Consider the following 6,502-nt stretch of genomic DNA (forward strand, 5'->3'; position numbering starts at 1 on the left):
CGACTGGTGATGGACGCTATCGGCAGGAAATCTGTTATTGAGAGGAGCTTGGCAGGACACTCCGGCCCATTGCCATGAAGAGCAAGTCAGCGAGGTCTGCGGCTTGCGAATCGCAAGGCTTCTCTATATACAGTCTAGTTGCTGATTTGCAAATCTCTTCTGCCTAAAAAAATCTGCATGCCCAATCTGCTTTACATTGATCACGATCTGACACGCTTGGGTGAGATTCAACACCAACTTTCGGAACACTTCCAGTTGGAAGTCGCTTTCAATGGCTGGGAAGGCTTCGCTAACTCCGTCGTGAACAAACCAGATGTTGTTTTGCTGAATCTGGAACTGCCTGTGATGGACGGATTGGAACTGGTGCGCTTGGTTCGTACAGAACCTGATTGTGCGCATTTGATCCTACTTGGTTTTTCTCTGAAAGAACTTTCCTCAGAATTTGCCGAAACAGCCGAAAGACTCGGTTTGAATCGGTTGGTTGAATATCCTTTTGCTCAGCAACTACCAGCAGAACTATTCAAAATGCTGCCTGTTGCCACACAGGACTGATTCCTTCGATCAACCTACCAGCTGTCAACCCAACTTCGCCCGACTGTTTTGCCTTCCAATCCCCAGCAGTTCCATGCCACCAACAACCAACTAAGGTTGCCTCCAAAGGATTCAAGCCTTGCGCCAGTAGTCCTCCAATCATCCCACTGAGGACATCTCCAGAACCTGCTGTTGCCATTCCCGGATTGCCTGTAGGATTGATGAAGACCTGTCCATCTGGAGTACCAATCACCGTGAGCGCTCCCTTGAGCAGCAGAACTACTCCCCACATCTGTGCCCAGTGACGCACAGTAGCCACACGTTGTCGCTGAAACTCTGAGACAGGCTGGCCAATCAAGTGGGACAACTCCCCCGGATGTGGTGTTAGTACAGCCGGAATTCCTCTTTCACGAAGCCAATCCGGATCAAGCGCATTCAGCCCATCGGCATCAATCAGAACTGGCAACTCTCTCACTGCCAGTAAAATCCCCTCCAACAATGCTGGGATTTCTTCGTTGGTACCGATGCCACAACCCACAACCAGCGCACTGTAGCGTCGCAATTGGGGTCTCAGTTCGGATAGAGCATTCACTTGCCAAATATCTTTTGTCTGAGATGCTGACCAAGTCATCACTTCTGGAACGCCGAGAAGCCTATCTCGTAAAGCGCCTGGTACTGCTGCAGTGACTAGTCCGGTTCCCACCTGCAAGGCTGCTTGACTCGCCAACTGTACCGCACCTGCCATTCCTGCCTGACCACCCAGCACCAGCAAATGGCCAAAAGTTCCCTTGTGGGCTGTGATCGGACGTTTTGGAAGAGCTTGTCGAAAAAAATTCTCTGTCAGCAGGTAAGTGGACTTCTCCCCAGTTGGCCAATGCGGAGGAATGCAGACATCGACAACATGAATCTCTCCAGCTTGTTCACGACCAGGATGTTGCCACAACCCAATCTTGGGAACCTGAAAAGTGACCGTAGACTCACAGCGTGTTGCTGTTTCCAGTATCTGACTTTCATCTGCCGAAATTCCCGAAGGCAGATCCACACCGATTACTTCTGCAGGGCTGGCATTGATGGCTGCAATCCAATCTGCATATAGACCAACAATAGGACGTCGCAGACTAACTCCAAAGATAGCATCCAGAACAACGTCTGCTTCTTCAATGGCTTGTGCTGCAGCAGGTTCTGGGAAAGTCAGAGTGGGACCGAAATTTTGCCAAAGACGGAAGTTCTGCTGAGCATCTGGAGTGTTAGGTTCCTGAAGGCAGACTACCGAAACAGAATAGCCCCGGTTGGCCAATAGACGGGCTGCCGCATAACCATCTCCACCATTGTTGCCGCTTCCACAGCAGACACAGATTCTCCTGGAGTTTGGATAGCGTTGTTCCACCCAGTCTGCGACAGCCCGAGCCGCATTCTCCATTAGTAATAGGCCAGGTAGCCCGAGTTCCTCAATCGCTCGGTGATCCATCGCCTGCATGCTCACAGCATCTGTTAAGCGGTCACAACAATCGAGGAGGTTGGCTTCTATCATTTTGGCTTTGTGTATCTTGACAGTAGCAGGTCGACACCCAGTCTATCCTGAAATGGGCAATCAGATGATCTAGTGGATATTTTTCACTGATCATGCATCTCAGCGCACCAGCAAATCTGCTACAGCTTTCAGAACCTGTTTGAGTTCTTTTTCCAGAGTAGCCAATGAATCCGGAACCACGTTGCCTTCGCGCAGTTGTGCTTCAGCAGTGCGAGACGCCGTCTCCAGTCCTTTAGCTCCCAGACTACCCGCAATTCCCTTCAGGGTATGGGCGAGCCGAGCAGCTTCTACCAGATTTTCTTCCGCAAGTAATTCCTGCATCTTTTCCGCCGTGCTGGACTGGTTACGCTGAAAGACATCCAACAGACGCAGGTACAGCGAGGTATTTTGGTTCAGACGATTCAGAGCGGTTGTGATCGCTAGCCCAGAAACATTGGCAGGCAATTCTTTTGGTGGTGACTCCAGTGGTTGATTGGTCAGCACGGTTGTCTCATTTTTCTTGGGTGGAATCCATTGGAGCAATTTGCTCAACAACAACTGTAACTCAATGGGCTTGGGAATATGATCGTTCATCCCCACTTCTAGCGCCTGCTCACGGTCTGTATGAAGAGCATTGGCGGTCATGGCGATGATGGGCAATTCCTTGAATTGTGGTAAGCGCCTTAAGAAGCGAGTTGCTTCATAGCCATCCATCACAGGCATTTGCACGTCCATCAATACTAGATCATAGGACTGGCGTCGTAAAACATTGAGAGCCTCCTGACCATTCGGAGCTACATCTACCACGAAATTACGCTGCCGGAGCAGTTCGGTAGCCAGTTGCTGATTGAGTTCGTTATCCTCAACCAATAGAATTCGTGATCCACGAATTTTGCTGAGATCTGGCTCCACCACCTTGTTACTTTGGAAAGAATCTGTGCCATCAGGATCTGTATTCGGCTGGAGTAGATTGTTGAGAGCCGTGTGCAGGGCCAGCTTTTGAATCGGCTTGATCAGCATCCCACCGACTCCTGCCTGCTGTGCCCGAGGCCAAAGATCGTCCCGACCGTAGGCCGTCACCAGCAGGATTTTTGGCAACTTTTCCAACTCCAGTTCGCTCCCAATCAGTTTAGCTGTACGAATGCCATCCATCCCTCCACCGAGGCGCCAGTCAATCAACACCAAATCAAAAGCTCCCCGTCCTACTCTTCGCAGAGCTTCTTCACCAGAATGCACAGCCTCAGTTTGTAATTCCAAGGCCTGTAGTTGTTGCTCCAGGATCTGGCACGAGGTCCGATTGTCATCCACAATGAGAGCACACAGATTTCTGCAGTTAGCAATCATCTGATGGGAAGCTGGACGGGAAGAAGCCATTCTCAGGCTCAACTCAAAAGAAAATGAAGTTCCTTGGTGCACGGTACTCTGTATACGAATCTCTCCTCCCATCATCTCCACGAGTTGCTTGCAGATCGCTAGACCTAGCCCTGTACCACCATATTTCCGAGTAGTCGATGAATCGACCTGAGTGAAGGATTGGAACAACTGAGACAGCTGTTCTGCAGGAATACCAATGCCCGTGTCCCGAACCGTAAAGCGTAACCGGATGATGTCTGTCGCACGCTCCAACTCTTCAACGGCAATGACAACCTCACCCCGTTCGGTGAACTTGACTGCATTGTTGGTCAGGTTTGTCAGGATCTGACCAAGCCGCAAGGGATCCCCAACCAGCTGTGCTGGGAGACTTGGTGGCACGTCGAAAAGCAACTCAATATTTTTTTCCAGCGCTCGGATTGAGAGCATCGTTGAGATATTCTTGAACACTGAATCGAGGCTGAAGTTTGTTTCTTCCAACTCCAGCTTGTTGGCTTCAATTTTAGAGAAGTCAAGAATATCGTTGATGATGCCAAGCAGTGACTGTGCTGAGCTTGCAATCTTGTCCAGATAGTCACGTTGCTGTGGATTCAGACGGGTTTGGATACACAGTTGAGCGAGCCCAATGACCGCATTCAACGGTGTGCGGATTTCGTGGCTCATATTGGCGAGAAACTCGCTCTTGGCCGCATTGGCGGCATTGGCCGCTTCCATCGCTTCATGCAAACTTCGCTCATACTGCTTCTGGACCGTGATATCTTCCTGCATCACAACCACACTGCTGAGATCTCCGTTATCCTCCAGCACAGGAGCCACCAACATTCTTGCCCAGTAGTCCTGATTGTTTTTGCGGCGAGCCTGGAGTTCTCCTTGCCATTCTTGTCCTACAGTGACTGTCTCCCAGAGTTCTCTATACGCATTGTTTGTCGAGTCTGTCTGATAGAATTGCACCATCTGCTGACCACAAACATCTTCCTCCGCAAAACCAGTAACTTCGATGAACTTCCGGTTCACGTATTCAATACAACCGCTACGATCCGCAATGATCGTCATCGCTGAGCTAAAGTGAACTGCATGTGAGAGTTTGCGCATGGTCTGCTCAGCCTGCTTTCGAGCGCTGATTTCCCGCACAGAAACCATGATCATCGTACCCTGACTGGTTTGGGAGCGAACGGCGCTGATTTCCACTGGGAGAACGTTTCCAGATTGATGTCTTGCAAAGCACTCAACACTCCGACCCTGACCATCTGGAGGCAACAGTGTAATTTCCTGAATCTTTGGCATTGCCTGTGTTGGCTGGATCAGCAGGTCGGCAAGACTTCGCAGATCTAGATCCTCCCGGCTATAGCCAAAGATTTCCTCAGCCCAGGTATTGGCAAAGGTGATCTTCCACTCAGTATTCAAGACAAACAGGGCATCCGGTACGTTCTCTAACAAAACCCGATAATAGGAGGCCATGTTGGCCAGCGTAATTTCACGGTTTTGCTGATCTTGGGAAAATGCGGATTCCTCTGAATTCATGGGCATGAACTCTACGAAAGCTAACAAAAAGTCACAAAAATCAACATCATCTAAGAAGCACTAACAGAGAGCAATATTTTTGTGGAAAAATGAGGTAGGAAGAGGCTGGCCTGTGATCAGCCAGCCTGAAAAGAGGGAATCCGTTAGTTGGTCTCAGTTGACCAATAATCCACCGTATTCTACGAAGAAGGGAACAAAGACAAGGCTGAGAATCGCTGACAGCTTGATCAAAATGTTCAGTGAAGGACCAGAGGTGTCTTTCAAGGGATCACCTACCGTGTCACCAACCACAGCAGCTTTGTGAGTATCGGTTCCCTTTCCACCCAGGTTCCCAGCTTCAATGTACTTCTTGGCATTGTCCCAAGCCCCTCCAGAGTTGGCTGAAGAAATTGCCAAAACACCGCCAGCGACCAATGAACCAGCTAATACTCCGGCCAGTGCAGGAATACCAAAGAGGAAGCCTACAACGATTGGAGTACTTAAAATTAGGATACCAGGAGGGATCATCTCACGGACGGCGGCCTTGGTCGAAATGGCAACACATTGTGCATAGTCTGGCTCGGCCTTGCCCTCCATGATGCCATCAATCGTACGGAACTGACGGCGTACTTCCTCAATCATGTCAAAGGCTGCTTTTCCAACGGACTTCATAGTCATTGCTGAGAAGAGGAAGGGCAGCATGGCACCTACAAAGAGACCAGTCAGTACCAATGGATCCAGCAAGCTGATGCTAGCCATCAGGTCAACATCTGGCTGCAGATAGTCAGCACGGGTCAGGAAGGCAGCAAACAGAGCCAACGCCGTCAGAATCGCGGAACCGATTGCGAAGCCTTTGCCAATCGCAGCGGTCGTGTTACCAGCAGCATCCAACACGTCGGTGCGCTTGCGCACACCCTCTTCCATTCCGCTCATTTCGGCGATACCGCCAGCGTTGTCAGCCACTGGACCGTAAGCGTCGATTGTCAAACCAATGATCAGAGTGCTGAGCATACCCAAGGCAGCAATCGCTACTCCGTACATCCCACCAAAGTAGAATGGCACATAAATACTGACAGCAATCGCTAGAATCGACCCGACAGAACTGTGATAACCAAGTGCCAGGCCAAAAATTATGTTGGTGGCCGCCCCAGTTTCTGAAGCTTTAGCCACTTCCCGCACGGGTGCAAAGTCATGAGATGTGTAATATTCCGTCAATAGACCAACGGCCAGTCCGGCAACTGCACCAGCGAAATAGCACCAGTAGATACCAAGATTAGTGTATTCTGAGCCACTGATCACAAAGGTTGCAGGCAGAGCCCACTTGGTTACGAAGAACATCACAACTACGCTGAGGATCGTGGAAACGATCAGCATCTTCTTGAGAGTAGGAGCCACGTCTTTCTCTTCCTGCACCCTTGCTGTAAACATCGTAGCTAGCGCCAATGGAATGCCAATCGCAGTGATCAGGATCGGGAAAAGTAGAGCTTCCAGATTTGTGGCAAAAGCAACAGCACCAATCACCAGCGCAGCACAAGTGCTTTCAGCACAGGAACCAAAAAGATCTGCGCCCATTCCGGCCACATCACCAAC

General features: G+C 50.2%; 4 protein-coding genes. 1 reads left to right on the top strand and 3 read right to left on the bottom strand.

Annotation, left to right across the window (positions count from 1 at the left end):
• The first annotated feature begins 177 nt into the window (after positions 1-177).
• Entirely contained in the window at positions 178-552 is a 375-nt protein-coding gene (locus tag P8O70_06365) for a response regulator (protein MDG2196498.1), read from the top strand.
• On the opposite strand, the gene P8O70_06370 is transcribed toward P8O70_06365, so the two are convergent.
• The 3 genes from P8O70_06370 to P8O70_06380 all read right to left on the bottom strand — a co-directional run.
• Positions 521-2,062: an NAD(P)H-hydrate dehydratase gene (locus tag P8O70_06370; protein MDG2196499.1), complete on the bottom strand. Its 1,542-nt coding sequence runs from the start codon at positions 2,060-2,062 to the stop codon at positions 521-523. The genes P8O70_06365 and P8O70_06370 overlap by 32 nt on opposite strands.
• Before the next feature lie 99 nt (positions 2,063-2,161).
• On the bottom strand, positions 2,162-4,933 hold the full coding sequence (locus P8O70_06375) for a response regulator (protein ID MDG2196500.1): 2,772 nt from the start codon (positions 4,931-4,933) through the stop codon (positions 2,162-2,164).
• A 153-nt stretch (positions 4,934-5,086) separates the two neighbouring features.
• Positions 5,087-6,502 (bottom strand): sodium-translocating pyrophosphatase (locus tag P8O70_06380; GenBank protein MDG2196501.1); only part of this gene is annotated, 1,416 nt, incomplete at its 5' end.

The organism is SAR324 cluster bacterium (assembly GCA_029245725.1).
Classification (GTDB): Bacteria; SAR324; SAR324; order SAR324; family NAC60-12; genus JCVI-SCAAA005.

Coding starts and splice junctions, on each gene's coding strand:
- P8O70_06365 (MDG2196498.1), top strand. CDS start 178: ATGCCCAATCTGCTTTACATTGATCACGATCTGACACGCTTGGGTGAG.
- P8O70_06370 (MDG2196499.1), bottom strand. CDS start 2,062: ATGATAGAAGCCAACCTCCTCGATTGTTGTGACCGCTTAACAGATGCT.
- P8O70_06375 (MDG2196500.1), bottom strand. CDS start 4,933: ATGAATTCAGAGGAATCCGCATTTTCCCAAGATCAGCAAAACCGTGAA.